The sequence below is a fragment of the Halomonas sp. H5 genome, assembly GCF_050613175.1.
Lineage (GTDB): Bacteria > Pseudomonadota > Gammaproteobacteria > Pseudomonadales > Halomonadaceae > Bisbaumannia > Bisbaumannia salifodinae.
The window spans coordinates 3,283,837-3,296,626 of record NZ_CP192510.1; the positions used below are offsets into that span (position 1 = coordinate 3,283,837).

At 60.9% G+C, this 12,790-nt stretch carries 11 protein-coding genes; 10 read left to right on the forward strand and 1 reads right to left on the reverse strand.

Going from position 1 to position 12,790, the window contains the following annotated elements:
* Positions 1 to 3: 3 nt before the first annotated feature.
* Positions 4 to 126 (reverse strand): hypothetical protein, encoded by a 123-nt coding sequence (locus tag ACQ1W9_RS15140; RefSeq protein WP_431024117.1) that lies wholly within the window; start codon positions 124 to 126, stop codon positions 4 to 6.
* A 51-nt stretch (positions 127 to 177) separates the two neighbouring features.
* Between ACQ1W9_RS15140 and ACQ1W9_RS15145 the strand changes: the two genes are divergently transcribed.
* The 10 genes from ACQ1W9_RS15145 (at position 178) to ACQ1W9_RS15190 (ending at position 12,754) form a co-directional block, all read left to right on the forward strand.
* Positions 178 to 366 (forward strand): hypothetical protein, encoded by a 189-nt coding sequence (locus ACQ1W9_RS15145; RefSeq protein WP_431024118.1) that lies wholly within the window; start codon positions 178 to 180, stop codon positions 364 to 366.
* Positions 367 to 628: 262 nt separating this feature from the next.
* Complete coding sequence (putP, locus tag ACQ1W9_RS15150) at positions 629 to 2,158, forward strand: sodium/proline symporter PutP (protein WP_431024119.1); 1,530 nt, start codon at positions 629 to 631, stop codon at positions 2,156 to 2,158.
* Positions 2,159 to 2,348: 190 nt separating this feature from the next.
* A complete protein-coding gene (locus ACQ1W9_RS15155) occupies positions 2,349 to 3,746 on the forward strand; it encodes an NAD(P)/FAD-dependent oxidoreductase (protein WP_431024120.1) in 1,398 nt (465 codons plus the stop codon).
* Between the two features lie 12 nt (positions 3,747 to 3,758).
* The gene (locus ACQ1W9_RS15160; RefSeq protein WP_431024121.1) at positions 3,759 to 4,715 is read left to right on the forward strand and encodes an NAD(P)-dependent oxidoreductase; all 957 of its coding nucleotides are present in this window, start codon (positions 3,759 to 3,761) and stop codon (positions 4,713 to 4,715) included.
* A 21-nt stretch (positions 4,716 to 4,736) separates the two neighbouring features.
* The gene (locus tag ACQ1W9_RS15165) at positions 4,737 to 6,173 is read left to right on the forward strand and encodes an aldehyde dehydrogenase family protein (RefSeq protein ID WP_431024122.1); all 1,437 of its coding nucleotides are present in this window, start codon (positions 4,737 to 4,739) and stop codon (positions 6,171 to 6,173) included.
* Between the two features lie 26 nt (positions 6,174 to 6,199).
* Positions 6,200 to 6,562, forward strand: coding sequence for a cupin domain-containing protein (locus ACQ1W9_RS15170; RefSeq protein ID WP_431024123.1), 363 nt, complete (start codon positions 6,200 to 6,202; stop codon positions 6,560 to 6,562).
* 153 nt (positions 6,563 to 6,715) lie between these two features.
* Positions 6,716 to 8,029 (forward strand): NAD(P)/FAD-dependent oxidoreductase, encoded by a 1,314-nt coding sequence (locus ACQ1W9_RS15175; protein ID WP_431024124.1) that lies wholly within the window; start codon positions 6,716 to 6,718, stop codon positions 8,027 to 8,029.
* 117 nt (positions 8,030 to 8,146) lie between these two features.
* Positions 8,147 to 11,341 carry a D-2-hydroxyglutarate dehydrogenase YdiJ gene (ydiJ, locus tag ACQ1W9_RS15180; protein WP_431024125.1) on the forward strand — a complete coding sequence of 1,065 codons (3,195 nt, stop codon included), beginning with the start codon at positions 8,147 to 8,149 and terminating at the stop codon, positions 11,339 to 11,341.
* A gap of 36 nt (positions 11,342 to 11,377) precedes the next feature.
* Positions 11,378 to 11,803: a universal stress protein gene (locus ACQ1W9_RS15185; RefSeq protein WP_346064295.1), complete on the forward strand. Its 426-nt coding sequence runs from the start codon at positions 11,378 to 11,380 to the stop codon at positions 11,801 to 11,803.
* A gap of 276 nt (positions 11,804 to 12,079) precedes the next feature.
* The gene (locus ACQ1W9_RS15190) at positions 12,080 to 12,754 is read left to right on the forward strand and encodes a TetR/AcrR family transcriptional regulator (RefSeq protein ID WP_431024126.1); all 675 of its coding nucleotides are present in this window, start codon (positions 12,080 to 12,082) and stop codon (positions 12,752 to 12,754) included.
* Positions 12,755 to 12,790: the final 36 nt, after the last annotated feature.

Consider the following 12,790-nt stretch of genomic DNA (forward strand, 5'->3'; position numbering starts at 1 on the left):
TCCTCAGGCCACCCGGGCATCTCTCGGGTGGGTATCGCTGTTCAGGTAACGCCGGTACTCGTGCTGGCCACTGGTATAGGGCGCATAACGCGGCGGGTCGAGGCGCAGACCAATCATTATGTACATAAAACTGACACAACTGTACGGTTCGCGCATTCCCCTAACGAGAGCGCCGCCATGCCCACCACCGATCGCGCCACCGATGCGCCCGCCAAGGGCTCCCGGGACGCCTGGCTCGATGCCGCCTTCGTCCTGCTGCCGGAGTCCGGCGTAGACAGCGTGCGCACCTCGGCCTGGCTCTGGTCGAGAACCACAGAATCGACATATCTCTATGTTTTAAAACAGGATTCTCCTGTTACTCATTAGCCAAGACGGTCGCCCCACCAGGCGCCTTAACGCACCACCCCGCCACCCATACAACTTTGGTCGCAATCTGGACAGTACACCATTGTCATTTCATATGACACAAGTGTACATTCCATTGATAATGGCTGGAGGTAGGGACATCACCGCTCGGTGACTACCAGCTAAACCTCAGCCTCAGGGGGCGGGCCAGTCGGCGAAACCACATACCAGTGCTTCTATCGCCAGTCCTCATTCCAACAACCTCCAATAAATCAGGTGGAATATGATTGATGCCAATCAAGGCGTCGTGATCGGCACCTTCTTAGTTTACTTCGTAGTCATGTTCATCATCGGTATAGTCGCATACCGACGCTCCTCGGATTTCTCCGATTATGTGCTTGGCGGTCGTACCCTAGGTCCCTTCGCCACCGCGCTATCGAGTGGTGCATCAGAAATGTCAGGCTGGTTGCTGATTGCCATGCCGGGTGCCGCGTTCCTCATGGGGATGTCGTCGTTCTGGATTGCTGCGGGGCTGCTGGCCGGGACCCTGCTCAACTGGTTGATCGTTGCGCGGCGCCTGCGCGTCTATAGTTTCATCGCCAATAACTCCTTGACCATTCCCGAATACCTCGCCGAGAGGTTCCAGGATCGCGCCTTGGTTCTTCGGCTGGTAGCGGCAGGCTTCATCATTACCTTCTATCTCTTCTACACCAGTTCTGGCCTGGTCGCCGGTGGCAAACTTCTCAACACGGTATTCGGTCTCAACTACACCCTGGCGGTACTGATCGGAGCCCTGGCAGTCGTCTCCTATACCTTTTTCGGGGGCTATCTCGCCGTGTCATGGACCGACGTGATCCAAGGCCTGATGATGATTCTCACTCTTGTCATCGTGCCGGTGGTAGCCATTCATGAGCTGGGAGGAGTGAACGAGACCTTCTCCGCTGTCAGCGAGGCGAAGGCCGGCATGCTGGATGTCTTCCGCGACGCCTCGAGCGGAGATCTGTTGACCTGGGTAGCCATCGTCAGCTCACTCGCCTGGGGTCTTGGTTACTTTGGTCAACCACATTCTCTGGCCCGCTTCGCGGGTATCGATGATGCCAAGAATATTCCCGTGGCTCGCACCATCGCCGTAAGCTGGACGGGCATCGGGCTAGTTGGGGCACTGCTGATTGGCATCATCGGTAATGCCTATCTCCCCGAGGGTCTGGATGATCACGAGCGTATCTTCATGTTCATGATCGACATCATGTTCAATCCTCTGGTGGCAGGAATCCTGCTGACGACTGTCCTGGCGGCAGTCATGTCCACGGCCGATTCCCAACTGCTGATCTGCTCTTCGACCATCGCGGATGACATCTACAAAGCCGTCTTTAGGCGTGATGCCACTCAAGGAGAGCTAGTCCTCGTCGGCCGCCTGGCGGTCCTTGGCGTATCTATCGTGGCGGTCCTGCTGGCCATGAGCCCCGAGTCCAATGTCCTGGGCCTGGTGTCCTATGCCTGGGCGGGATTCGGCGCTGCCTTTGGCCCGACCCTGATCGCCTCGCTCTATTGGTCTCGCCTCAACCAGTGGGGGGCCTTGGCCGGTATCATCGCGGGCGGCCTGACCGTGGTCGTATGGGCACAACTGAATGGCGGCATCTTCGACATCTACGAGATTGTTCCGGGATTCATCCTGTCGGTTCTGGCTATTGCCGTAGTAACTCTGGTTACCCCTGCACCAAATAACTCTGTGCAGCGTCAATTCGCCTCGATGCTGAATGAAATGAATGGCCGACCTGTAAGCAATCTCAAGGAAGTGGAAAACCATAAATAATCATCACCTGATCTCAACTTACTTTACCATCATGAGATGTGTGGCGGGATGATACTCGGTTGGCGATTAACCCAGTGGCTAAAGCCATCAAGTAGCTTACTGGCCCGCAAACTTAATTGATAGATCAGAGGAGTCAGGGGAGACCATCCCCTGACTCCAAAGATAATCAAGGCGACGGCAGGAGCGAGATATGCATACATACAGGGGTTTTTGGTACGCGCAGGCGCTGGATTACGACAGCCACGTCGCGCCATCGCTTCAGGGGGATATCGATGCGGATGTCTGCATCATCGGTGGAGGCTATCTCGGGCTCTGGTCGGCTATCCGGCTCAAGCGGGAAAAGCCGGGGCTGAAGGTCGTCGTCATCGAGCGTGACCTGTGCGGCGGTGGGGCCAGTGGCCGTAATGGCGGTGTCGCCACCAACTGGTGGGGGAAATTCCTGTCTGTCCGCAAGCTCTGCGGCCACGAAGAAGCCCTGCGTATCTGCAAGGCCGCCGAATCCGCCATTGATGAAATTGGTGAGTTCTGCGAGGAAAACGGCATCGATGCGGAGTACCGTAAGGAAGGCTGGATCTGGTCGGCCAGCTCCGACATGCAAAAAGGCTCCTGGGACGTCCTGGTGGATTCCCTCAACGAATATGGCGTGAATCCCTTTATCGCGCTGGCCCCCGGTGAGGCGCAAGCGAGGACCGGAAGCCCGAAAAATATCGAAGCGATCTTCGACCCCAATGCCGCCACCGTACAGCCCGCGATGCTGGCACGAGGCCTGCGGCGCCACGCCCTGGGACTCGGTGTCGAGATCTACGAAAAAACACCGATGAAACGCCTCGAGCGCAGCAAGACCCCGATTGTCCACACGACGAAGGGCAGCGTGAAGGCGCAAAAGGTCGTGGTCGCCATGAACGCCTGGGGGGCTATCTTCCCGGAGCTTCGCCGCGATATCGCACTGGTCTCCAGCGACATGGTGGCGACGGCCAAAGCGCCCGAGCGTCTCAAGGAGATCGGTTTCACCGGCGGTGAAGGCATGACCGATTCCCGGGTGGTGCTCAACTACTACCGCAACACCCCGGAAGGACGCGTGATCTTCGGTAAGCCCTTAGGCAGATTCGGCTTTGGTGGTCGCGTTGGTGATATGTACGAAGGCCCCTCTCCTGCCGCAAAAAGGGTAACCGAGGCCTTCCATAACATTTATCCAAACTTGTCTGACGTACCGATTATCAACAGCTGGACGGGGCCTCTTGATCGAGCCATGAATGGACTGCCCACCTTTGGGCATCTCGGTGGCCATGAGAATATCGTTTACGGGATAGGCTTCTCGGGTAACGGCGTTGCCACGACCGTTTTTGCGAGCCGCATCGTCGCCTCTCTAACCCTCGAGAAAGACGATGAATGGAGCCGTTGCGGCCTGGTCGATACGAAAATCAAGCGTTTTCCGATAGAACCCTTCCGCTATATCGGCGGCTATATGGTGCGCGACGCACTCGTACGCAAGGAAGCGCTGGAAGACCGTAACAAGACCGCCGGTTGGGTGACTCGCAAGCTGGCGTCGCTCGCGCCGGCCGGATATGTTCCCACAAAAAAGAGCTGATTGGTGGAGGTTATGCATAATATCGTCTTTCTTGACAAGAGTGCCGTGGCACCGAAGATTCACCTTCCGAAACCCGAGTTCCCTCATCAGTGGGTCGAGTATGACTACACTGAAAGCGAGCAACTGGTTGAGCGTGCCAAGGATGCGACGGTCGTCGTGACCTGCGGTGCACCGGTGCGTGCCGCTGAACTTGCACAACTGCCGAAACTGCAGATGGTCTGTGTCGCCATGACCGGTACCGACCACGTTGACGTCGATTACTGCCATGAGCATGGCATCCAGGTCAGCAATGTCCCCGCCTACTCTCCCGCCACCGTCGCGGAGCATGCCCTGGGATTACTCTTGGCCCTGCGCCGGCAGATTGTGTCCTATCACACCCTGCTGAAGAGCAACGAGTGGTATGGAGAGGATTGGCAGACCAACGTCTTTCTCGACTACGAGGTCAACGATATTCATGCCAGCCGTATCGGCATCGTCGGTACCGGTATGATTGGCAAGGCCATGGGGAAGATGGCCGCGGGTCTTGGCATGGATGTGGTCTATTACAACCAAGGGAAAACGAGTTCCGAGTTGCCGCTCGTGTCGTTCGACGAGCTTTTGGAAACCTGTGATGCCATCAGCCTGCACTGCCCGCTGAACAGTTCGACCCGGGATATGTTCACCCTGACGGAACTCAAGCGCATGAAGAAGGGCGCGGTGATCATCAATGCGGCTCGGGGCGGCATCATCAACGAAAGCGACCTCGCCGAAGCATTGCGCTCCGGTGTTCTGGCCGGTGCCGCCGTCGATATCGTTGAACAAGACCCCATCCGACCGGATGAGCCACTTCTAGAGCTGATGGAACTGCCCAATTTCATCATGACCCCCCATGTGGCCTGGAGCAGCCAGCAAGCCATGCAGGGGTTGATGGATCGTGCCATCGAAAACATCAATCAGTGGAATAAAGGCACCCCCACCAACCTGGTCTAACTCGCCAAACAGGAAACCGTCATGAAAACCAGTTACATCAATGGCGCTTTTATTTCCGCTGGGAATAATGTGCTCGAGAACAAGAACCCCTCCGATCTCTCCGATATTGTCGACCGCTTCAGTCGTGCCGGGCGTGCGGAAGCCGAGCAGGCGGTAGCGGCGGCGACGGCGGCGGCTCCCGCCTGGGGGACGTCCAGCCCTCAGGAACGTTTCGATGCCCTGGACTTCATCGGCAGCGAGATCCTGAGTCGGCGCGAAGAGCTTGGGGCTCTGCTGTCATGTGAGGAAGGCAAAACACTCCCGGAAGGCATCGGGGAGGTCACCCGTGCCGGCTACCTGTTCAAGTTCTTCGCCGGTGAGGCAGTGCGTATCGGTGGCGAGCGCCTGGAGTCCGTGCGCAAGGGAGCCACCGTCGATATCACCCGGGAGCCCGTTGGCGTCGTTGGCATTATTACGCCCTGGAACTTCCCGATTGCCATTCCTGCGTGGAAGATCGCGCCGGCGTTATGCTACGGCAACTGCGTCGTCTTCAAGCCTTCCGAACTGGTGCCCTCCTCCGCCTGGGCCCTGGCCGAGATCATTTCTCGCTCTGGCCTCCCCGCCGGCGTATTCAACATGGTGGTCGGCCCGGGCTCCGAGGTGGGTGATGCCATTATCGGCAGCGATGCCGTTCAGGCCGTGACCTTCACCGGCTCGGTCAATACTGGCGCCATGATCGCCCAGCGTTGTGCCGCACGCATGGCGAAGGTGCAACTCGAACTCGGGGGCAAGAACCCGCTGATCGTGCTGGACGATGCCAACCTCGAACAGGCCGTCGACGTCGCCGTCCAGGGCGGTTTCTACTCCACGGGGCAACGTTGCACGGCCAGCTCACGCGTCATCGTGACCGACGGCATCTACGATGATTTCATCCAGCGCTTCGTCGAGAAGACGCAAGCATTGCGTGTCGGCCCGGCCCTCGATGAAACGACACAGATTGGCCCTGTCGCCAGCGAGAGCCAGCTTCGGCAAGACCTGGAGTATATCGATATCGCCAAGCAAGAAGGCGCCACCCTGTTGGCGGGTGGCAATCGGGTCGAGGCGGATAGAGATGGCTACTACCTGCAGCCGACCATCTTCGCGGATGTGAATAACGCCATGCGCATTTGCCAGGAAGAGGTGTTCGGGCCGGTGGTCACCGTCTCCCGGGTGGCCGACTACGAAACCGCCCTGGCAGAGGCCAATGATACGCCTTTCGGCCTGTCTTCCGGCATTTGCACGACCTCCCTGAAATACGCGGAACACTATAAGCGTCACGCCAAGGCCGGCATGGTCATGGTCAATATGCCCACGGCGGGGGTCGATTATCATGTTCCGTTCGGTGGTAGCAAAGGCTCGAGCTATGGTCCTCGTGAGCAGGGAAGGTATGCCGCAGAGTTCTACACCCGTGTAAAGACCGCCTACCAGTTCGCCAACTAAAACTCTGCACTCAAAGGAGCCCAACGATGTCTGCAGTGAAAATCATCGACTTCCAGAACAGCACCGCACCCACAAGCACGTCCGTGGTGGAGTCGGAGCGCCGGCTTAGTGGCGCCCCCGAGCAGAGCCTGCAAAACATGTATGCCTCTGCCGCCAAGGAACTGCTCTCGGGCACCTGGAGCTCGGAGATCGGCAAATGGTCCGTCGACTACAGCCAGCGTCACGAATTTTGTTACCTGATCGAAGGGCATATCGTCCTGGCCGATGAAGACGGCGAGGAAAGCACCTTCAAGACCGGGGATGCCTTCGTGATTCCTGTCGGTTTCAAGGGAAGCTGGGAAGTGATCGAGCCCGTCACCAAGTATTACGTCATCTACAACGTGGCCTGATATCTAGACAGGTGGGTGTTCCTGATAGCCCACCTGATTTCACATCGACGCCTCCTCTTCGTTATCGACGGTGGAATCGGATATTAAAACAGCAAGAGTTTTGGGTGATTAGGATAAGGCGGGGCTATCTGCCCACTCAAGAGGTGCTCAACAATGAAGATCAACAACCTGCCAGCCGATGATGATAGTTGTGGTTGGACCAAGATACTCCCGAAGCACGATCCTCGGCGACTCGAAGGGCCGACCGAAGCCGATTGGGTGATTGTCGGTGCCGGATTCACTGGCCTTGCCGCGGCACGTCAGTTGGCGGCTCACCGCCCAGATGACACCATCTTGCTGGTGGACGCCCAGTGTGTCGCAGACGGGGCTTCTGGTCGTAACTCCGGGTTTTTGATCGACCTGCCTCACGACCTTTCCGCCCCGGATTATATCGGGGATCTCAAGGTCGCAGGCATGGACCTGTCGCTGAATCGCGCCGCTATCGGCTATCTTCGAGAGATCGTCGAGGAAGAGGGCATCGATTGCGATTGGCGTGCCTGCGGCAAGGTGCAAGCCGCCGTCAATGACAAGGGCATCAAGGTCCTGGAGGCCTATCGTTCGGGGCTCGAGCGGCTCGGCGCCGAGTGCCACATGGTCAATACCTCCGACATGCAGTCGAAGCTGGGTACCGGCTACTATAAACAGGGACTCTACACCCCAGGAACGGTACTGGTGCAGCCCGCGGCCCTGGCTCGTGGCTTGGCACGAACGCTTCCCGAGAATGTCCAGCTATGTGAGCTGACGCCGGTGACTCGGATCGAGCATGGCAGCCGTATCCAGTTGCATACTCCCGCTGGAATGATCAAGACTCGCAAGCTGATATTGACGAACAATATCTTCGCCCAGGAATTTGGTTACCTCTCCGGGACCCTGCTTCCCATCTTCACTTATGCGGGGCTGACTCGACCGCTGACAGAAGCCGAACAACAGCGATTGGGTGGTGATGCTTGCTGGGGGGTGATCCCCGCGGACCCTTTCGGCAGCACGGTCCGCCGCACGCCGGATCAGCGAATCCTGGTGCGCAATAGCTTCAGTTTCAACCCTGGCGGCAAGAGCTCGCCCACTGATCTTGAAAATGCCAAAAAGCATATCGTCAATGGCTACAATGCGCGTTTCCCGATGCTGGACAATGTGGAGATGGAATATTCCTGGGGCGGGGTAATGTGCATGAGCCGTAATCATGCGCCCTACTTCGGCGAGCTGGGAAAGAATGTGTTTGGTGCCGGCGGTCATAATGGTATCGGGGTTACCAAGGGAACGATAACCGGCAAGCTTATCGCCGATCATCTGGCAAACAAGGATTCTGGTCTATTGAGATATATGTTGTCGCAACCACGTCCTGCCAAGAACCCGCCGAGACCATTGCTGGATATCGGGGTGGCCGCCACCCTGATGTACAACCAGTGGAGGGCGGGGCCGGAGAGGTAAATGTCACGGCTTTTTCTTGGACATGGTTCGACTTTTTCGTGTCCAGGTGAAGTCCATTGCCCGTCGAGCGGTATGTATGGTCATGGTCGCTGCTAGCCCGAGAGAGTATACAAAGTCATGATTACACGACTGGACACTACCGAGTCGCCGCCGCCCCTTCCTGGCCGGGACGCACCTTACCTGCGCTTTCTCGAGGCCCTGGCGGATGCCGGCTTCGAGGGCGAGATCGCCCCGGATTACGCCAACCGCACGGTGCTGGCCACCGATAACTCTCTCTACCAGCGCCTGCCCCAGGCGGTGCTCTACCCGCTTGGCGTGGCCGACCTGGAGCGTCTCGCCCGGCTGGCCGGCGAAGCGGCCCACCGCCAGGTGGTGCTCACCCCCCGCGGCGGCGGCACCGGCACCAATGGCCAGTCGCTCACCGATGGCCTGGTGGTCGACGTCTCCAAGCACATGAATGCCATCCTCGATATCGACGTCGAGGCCCGTCGGGTGCGCGTCCAGGCCGGGGTGGTCAAGGACCAGCTCAACGCCGCCCTGAAGCCCCATGGGCTGTTCTTCGCCCCGGAGCTCTCGACCTCCAACCGGGCCACCATCGGTGGCATGATCGCCACCGATGCCAGCGGCCAGGGCAGCTGCGAGTACGGCAAGACCCGCGATCACGTGCTCGAACTCGATAGCGTGCTGCTCGGTGGCGAGCGCCTCACCACCCGGCCGGTAAGCGAGGCCGAGCTCGACACCCTGTGCGCCCGCGACGACGCCGTGGGCCGGGTACATCGGGTCGCCCGCGAGATCATCGACACCGAGCGCCAGCGCATCCGCGACACCTTCCCGCCGCTCAACCGCTGCCTGACCGGCTACGACCTGGCGCACCTGCGCACCGAGGATGGCCGCTTCGATCTCAACAGCGTGCTGTGCGGCGCGGAAGGTTCACTGGCCTTCACCAGCGAGGCGGTACTCAAGGTGCTGCCGATCCCCAAGCACTCGACCCTGGTCAACGTGCGCTACGCGGGCTTTATGGACGCCCTGCGCGACGCCAAGGCGCTGATGTCCAGCGGCAGCTCTTCACAAACCCAGCCGCAGGCGCGCCCCACCTCCATCGAGACGGTGGACGACAAGGTGCTGGGCCTGGCCATGCAGGACTTTATCTGGGACGACGTCGCCGAGTTCTTCCCTGCTGCAGGGGATACTCCAACGCACGGCATCAATCTGGTGGAGTTCAACGACGACGACCCCGAGCGCCTGGCCGGGCGGGTCGCCGCCTTCTGTCGCCATCTCGAGCAAGACGCCGGCGTCGAGCGCCTGGGCTATACCCTGGCGGAAGGCCGCGCCCAGATCGCCCGGGTCTATGGCATGCGCAAGCGTGCCGTGGGCCTGCTCGGTAACGTCCAGGGCGAGCGACGGCCGCTTCCCTTCGTCGAGGACACCGCGGTGCCGCCGGAGCACCTGGCCGACTACATCGCCGAGTTCCGCGACCTGCTCGACGCCCGCGGCCTCGCCTACGGCATGTTCGGCCATGTCGACGCCGGGGTACTCCACGTGCGACCGGCGCTGGACATGAAGGACCCGGCCGACGAGCGACTGATCCGCGAGATCTCCGACGCGGTCGCCGCGCTGACGCAGAAGTACGGCGGCCTGCTGTGGGGCGAGCACGGCAAGGGCGTGCGCTCCGAGTACGCCCCGGCCTTCTTCGGCCCGCTCTACCCCAGCCTGCGTCGCCTCAAGGCCGCCTTCGACCCGCACAACCAGTTGAATCCGGGCAAGATCGCGACTCCTTATATCCCGCCCGAAACCGCGGGCAAAGCGTCTACCACCCTTGCCGCCAATCCAGCGGAGCCGGTTAGGCTGGTCGATCCGGGGCTGCTGACCATCGATGGCGTGCCGACCCGTGGCCAGTACGACCGCCAGATCGACGAGCGGGTCTGGCAGGCCCACGGTGACGCCGTCTACTGCAACGGCAACGGCGCCTGCTACAACTACGACCCCGATGACGCCATGTGCCCGTCCTGGAAGGCCACCCGCCAGCGCGTCCACTCGCCCAAGGGCCGCGCCAGCCTGATGCGCGAATGGCTGCGCCTGCAGGGCCACGCCGGTGTCGACGTCCTCGAAGAGTCCCGCGGGCAGCAGGCCGAGGGGGCCTGGGGCTTCGTCAAGAGCTTCCCCCTGCGGCTCAGGAACACCCTGGCCCGGCGGCGCGGCGAGGCGGACTTCTCCCACGAGGTGTATGAGGCCATGGCCGGCTGCCTGGCGTGCAAGTCCTGCGCCGGCCAGTGCCCGGTGAAGGTCAATGTGCCGACCTTCCGCTCGCAGTTTCTGGAGCTCTATCACGGCCGCTACCTGCGCCCGCTGCGCGACTACCTGATCGGCGGCCTGGAGTTTATGGTGCCGACGCTGTCGCGGATCGCCCCGCTCTACAACGCCGCCCTGGGCAACCGCCTGGTGGACCGGCTGCTGGCCGGCCCCATCGGCATGGTCGATAGCCCGCGGTTGTCCCGGACCAGCCTCAGGAAATGGCTGGCGGCCCGGGGCGTCAGCGATGCCACCCCCGCCAACCTGGGCCGGCTCACCGAGGCCGAGAAGACCCGCAGCGTGATACTGGTGCAGGACGCCTTCACCAGCTACTTCGAATCGACGCTGGTCATGGACGTCGTCGAGCTGCTCAATCGCCTCGACATCCGGGTGTTCGTGGTCCCCTACGCGCCCAACGGCAAGCCGCTGCACGTCCAGGGCTTCCTCGGCGCCTTCGAACGCACCGCGGCGAAGCAGGCCAAGCGGCTCGGGGCGCTGGCCGATTCCGGAGTGCCGCTGGTCGGCATCGACCCGGCGATGACCCTGACCTACCGCCAGGAGTACGTGAAGGCGCTGGGCGAGGCCGCCGTGCCCGAGGTGCGGCTGCTGCCGGAATGGCTGACCGAGTGGCTGGACGAGCGGGCGCCGACCCTGGCGCCGGCCGGCCTCGCCCTCGACGCTCCCGGTTATCGGCTGCTCGCCCACTGCACCGAGAAGACCAATGCCCCGGGCACCCCCAAGGCCTGGCAGCGGGTGTTCGCCGCCTTCGGCCTCGAGCTCGAGGTGGTGGCCAGCGGCTGCTGCGGCATGTCCGGCACCTACGGCCACGAGGCGCGCAACCTCGACACCTCGAAGACCATCTACGCCCAGTCCTGGCAGCCGCGGGTGGAGGACGCCGCTAACGCCGGCCGCCTGCTGGCCACCGGCTACTCCTGCCGCAGCCAGGCTCGGCGGCTCTCCGCGACCGTGCTGCCCCATCCGCTCCAGGCGCTGCTGGGCGAGTTGCGTAGACTGGAATCATGAGGATTCAACCAGCCCCCACTCGGAAGGAGCGCCGCTATGTTCAGCAAGATCATGGTTCCCGTGGATCTGGCCCACCTCGAGGTGATCGAACCCTCGCTTCATGTGGTGGCAGACCAGGCCAGGCACTTCGGCGCCGAGGTCTGCTATGTGGCGGTCACCGCCACCGCGCCCAGCAAGGTCGCGCATACCCCGGAGGAGTATCAGCAGAAGCTGGAGGCCTTCGCCGCGCAGCAGGCCAAAGTGCACGGGCAGCCGGTCAGCGCCCGGGTCATCACCAGCCCGGACCCCATCGCCGATCTGGATGAGGTGCTGATCGATGCCATCGACGAGATCGGTGCCGATCTGGTGATCATGTCCACCCACCCGCCGACACATCTGGACGTCGTCCTCCCCTCCCATGGCGGCAAGGTCGCTACCCACACCAGGGCGTCGGTGTTCCTGGTGCGCCCCCGGCAGGGCTGACACCGCCACTTCGCCTATCAAGGCCAGCGGATTGGCGAGCCCAGGATCACCTGAGCCAGGCCCTCGCCACGGGGAGGCCTGCCTCTCCGTCGGTCTCCAGAAATACCTTGAAAATCAATTTTATGAATAGATTCACCGTGCCTCCCCCAGGGGACGTGACCATCCGGAAAGCTGGCGAGGACTGTACATTCTTGTCAGTATATAGGTCACAAGTGGATATGAATGAATAGATGGGCTGCCCTACTGCACTGGGTGGCGAGCAATGTGACGAGGTCAATGATGAAGGCGGAAGTCGAGAAGGGGCGAAGGGATGATTGGCTGGATGCCGCCTACAATACGCTGGTTCAGTCGGGTGTGGAATCGGTCAAGATCCTGCCACTGGCCAAGTCCTTGCAGACCTCCCGTACGAGTTTCTACTGGTGCTTCAAGGACAGGGATGCCCTGCTCGAGGCCCTGATCGAGCGCTGGAAGGCCAAGAATACCCAGGGGTTGGTCTCGCAGACGGAGCGTTATGCCGACACGATCGTCGAGGCCATGCTGAACGTCTTTGATTGCTGGCTGGATGATACTCTTTTCGACTCGGAGTTCGAGTTCGCCGTGCGCAACTGGGCCATGCAGTCTCCGAAAGTCGCCCTTGAGGTCGCGTCTGCCGACCAGGTACGGCTTGATGCCTTGACCCAGATGTTCGTCCGTTTCGACTACTCACCGCACAACGCCAATGTCCGCGCCCGCACCATCTATCTGACGCAGATCGGTTATATCTCGATGCGCACCCAGGAAACCAAAGAGGAACGCATGGGGCGGATGGCCGATTATATCGAGATATTTACCGGCCAGCCTTACCGGCGACAGGATATGGCGCGATTCGCCTCACGGCACACCCCCCGGCTTGCCGAGTGGATGAAAGCATACGATGAGCGAAAGAAAGAAGAAGAGTGTCGCGCGACATAGCGGGTGGCCTCGAACCGGAGGCTCGATGACCACCTT

Bases quoted from the DNA above. Each gene is read 5' to 3' on its own strand.
- ACQ1W9_RS15165 (WP_431024122.1), top strand. From the start codon at position 4,737: ATGAAAACCAGTTACATCAATGGCGCTTTTATTTCCGCTGGGAATAAT.
- putP (WP_431024119.1), top strand. From the start codon at position 629: ATGATTGATGCCAATCAAGGCGTCGTGATCGGCACCTTCTTAGTTTAC.
- ACQ1W9_RS15175 (WP_431024124.1), top strand. From the start codon at position 6,716: ATGAAGATCAACAACCTGCCAGCCGATGATGATAGTTGTGGTTGGACC.
- ACQ1W9_RS15190 (WP_431024126.1), top strand. From the start codon at position 12,080: ATGATGAAGGCGGAAGTCGAGAAGGGGCGAAGGGATGATTGGCTGGAT.
- ACQ1W9_RS15140 (WP_431024117.1), bottom strand. From the start codon at position 126: ATGTACATAATGATTGGTCTGCGCCTCGACCCGCCGCGTTATGCGCCC.
- ydiJ (WP_431024125.1), top strand. From the start codon at position 8,147: ATGATTACACGACTGGACACTACCGAGTCGCCGCCGCCCCTTCCTGGC.
- ACQ1W9_RS15170 (WP_431024123.1), top strand. From the start codon at position 6,200: ATGTCTGCAGTGAAAATCATCGACTTCCAGAACAGCACCGCACCCACA.
- ACQ1W9_RS15185 (WP_346064295.1), top strand. From the start codon at position 11,378: ATGTTCAGCAAGATCATGGTTCCCGTGGATCTGGCCCACCTCGAGGTG.
- ACQ1W9_RS15155 (WP_431024120.1), top strand. From the start codon at position 2,349: ATGCATACATACAGGGGTTTTTGGTACGCGCAGGCGCTGGATTACGAC.
- ACQ1W9_RS15160 (WP_431024121.1), top strand. From the start codon at position 3,759: ATGCATAATATCGTCTTTCTTGACAAGAGTGCCGTGGCACCGAAGATT.
- ACQ1W9_RS15145 (WP_431024118.1), top strand. From the start codon at position 178: ATGCCCACCACCGATCGCGCCACCGATGCGCCCGCCAAGGGCTCCCGG.